This window comes from Actinosynnema sp. (genome assembly GCF_052038725.1).
The window spans coordinates 1-1,785 of the sequence record NZ_JBQGCX010001478.1 but is presented as its reverse complement, the minus strand read 5'-3'; the positions used below and the strand labels follow the sequence as shown (position 1 = coordinate 1,785).

2 protein-coding genes are annotated in these 1,785 nt (G+C 75.3%); one reads left to right on the top strand and one right to left on the bottom strand.

The window, feature by feature from the left end; genetic code table 11:
* Positions 1-766 (top strand): hypothetical protein (locus ACTUAL_RS31200; protein WP_440902739.1); only part of this gene is annotated, 766 nt, incomplete at its 5' end.
* 69 nt (positions 767-835) lie between these two features.
* On the opposite strand, the gene ACTUAL_RS31195 is transcribed toward ACTUAL_RS31200, so the two are convergent.
* Complete coding sequence (locus ACTUAL_RS31195) at positions 836-1,570, bottom strand: polyprenol monophosphomannose synthase (RefSeq protein ID WP_440902738.1); 735 nt, start codon at positions 1,568-1,570, stop codon at positions 836-838.
* Positions 1,571-1,785: the final 215 nt, after the last annotated feature.

Genomic DNA, 1,785 nt, shown 5'->3' with positions numbered 1-1,785 from the left:
CAACGAGGTGAACCTGGCGCTGGCGCTGGGCGGGGCGTCCGCGGTCACCGGGTTCGGGGCGGCGCTGGCCGAGCTGACCGACGCGGCGCTGGAGTGCGGGTGCGGGGCGGACGGGCACGAGGAGGCCGCGGAGGTCTCGATGGGCGCGGCGCTGTGGTACCTGCTGATGCCGCGCTACCTGGTGGGGGCGCAGTTCGCCGCGTTCCGGGCGGCCGGGGGCGAGGTGGCGCGGGCGTACCGGGTTCCGGCTGCGCGCGAGCGGTCCGCCGGGTGCTCGGTCGTGGACTCGGACGTGCTGTTCGACGTGGACTGGTCACCGCTGTGGGTGGTGCGGGCGGATCCGGTGGGGGTGCGGGCGGAACGGGTGGCGCGGCGGGCGGTGCTGCCGGGCGGGGACGGGGCGGGGTGCGCGGCGCGGGCGCGGGACGTGCTGGCGCGCTGCGGGGAGGCCGAGCCCGTCGACCTGCGGGAGGTGGACTGGCCGGGGGTGTTCGACGCGGCGCTGGCCGCCGCAGGGGCGCCGCCCGCGCCCGCGCTGCGGGAGTTGGTGGCGCTGGTGTGGCGGCAGGTGGTGCTGGGCGAGGAGGTGGTCCGGGACGCGCGGCTGCTGGTGGACGTGGACGTCGCGGTCCGGGACAGCTACGCGGCGCCCGGTGGGCTCGCGGCGCGCAGGGCGTTCTTCGGGGTGCTGAGCGGCGCGGTGGAGCTGGCGGGGCTCAACCCGTACGGCAGGCTCGCCGACGGGTTGGCCGCGCTGTGCCGGTGAGGGGCCACCGGGGGGAGCCGCCGGTGAGAGCGCTCCCCGCACCTGACGTGGGAGCGCTCTCGCGCGGGCTCAGCCCCGCTTGCCGAAGCGGAACTTCCACGGCATGACCGCGGATTCCAGCTGCACCTTGAGCGTCATCTTCGACGCGCCCTCGGCCCGCTCCTCGAACGTGATCGGCACCTCGGCGATGCGCTTGCCCGCCTGGACGACCCGGTGGTTCATCTCGACCTGGAACGAGTACCCGTTGCTGCGGATCGTGCCCAGGTCGACGGCGCGCAGGGCGTCCGCCTTCCACGCCTTGAACCCGGCGGTCGCGTCGCGCACCCCGAGCTTGAGGATCGTGTTGACGTAGGTGTTGGCCCACGCGGACAGCAGCCTGCGGTGCCAGGCCCACTCGCTGGCCGCCGACCCGCCCGGCACGTACCGGGAGCCGAGGACCACGGCGGCGTCGGTGGTGGCGAGGGTCTCGACCATGGTCGGGATGACCTCGGACGGGTGGGACAGGTCGGCGTCCATCTGGACCACCACGTCCGCGCCCTCGTCCAGCGCGCGCGTCATGCCCGCGACGTAGGCCCGGCCGAGGCCGTCCTTCTCGGTGCGGTGCAGCACGCCCACGACGTCGGGGTGCTCGCGCGCCAGGGCGTCGGCGACGTCGCCGGTGCCGTCCGGGGAGCTGTCGTCGACGACCAGCACGCGCAGGTCCTCGACGGGCAGCGCGAGCAGTTCGGCGACGAGCACGGGCAGGTTCTCCCGCTCGTTGTAGGTCGGCACGACCACGACGACCTTGGTGGGACTGTTCTCCATCGGGGGTTCCTCAGCAGCACCGGCGGGCAGCGAAACGCTGTTACTCACGGTGACCGTAGCGCATGGGCGGTCAGCCCGCCGCCCGTTCGCGCGAGGCGCTCCCCCTGTCCGGCCGCACCCGGCCGACGCCGGTCAGGCGGGGCCGAGGAGCCGGTCGGCCAGCTCGCGCAGGTGCCCGCGCACCCGCTCGCCGCTCCAGCCGCGCTGGTCGACCA

Coding starts and splice junctions, on each gene's coding strand:
- ACTUAL_RS31195 (WP_440902738.1), bottom strand. CDS start 1,570: ATGGAGAACAGTCCCACCAAGGTCGTCGTGGTCGTGCCGACCTACAAC.